This window comes from Streptomyces sp. TRM49041, from assembly GCF_008271805.1.
Classification (GTDB): Bacteria; Actinomycetota; Actinomycetes; order Streptomycetales; family Streptomycetaceae; genus Streptomyces.
On the sequence record NZ_VSRY01000061.1, the window covers coordinates 1 to 248 of the forward strand.

Below are 248 nucleotides of genomic sequence, written 5' to 3' on the forward strand. Positions count from 1 at the left end.
GCCCGACGCTCCAGCAACGCCCGTGACGTCGCCGCCGAGAAACCGATGTCCGCGACCGACACATCCGCATCGGCGGCCACGCGGTCCCGCAACCGCTCCGCCTGCACCCGCAGCGCCACGTCATTACGCGCCGACAGCACCACCGGCACCGGACCCGCGGACACAGCACGCTCGACGGTCACCGGCTCCTCGGCCGGGGCCTCCTCCACGATGATGTGCGCGTTCGTACCGCTCACACCGAACGACGA

At 71.4% G+C, this 248-nt stretch carries 1 protein-coding gene; it reads right to left on the reverse strand.

What is annotated here, in order from left to right; translation table 11 throughout:
* The coding region (locus FVS66_RS03415) for a ketoacyl-synthetase C-terminal extension domain-containing protein (protein ID WP_149179471.1) at window positions 1-248 on the reverse strand (248 nt) is incomplete at both ends.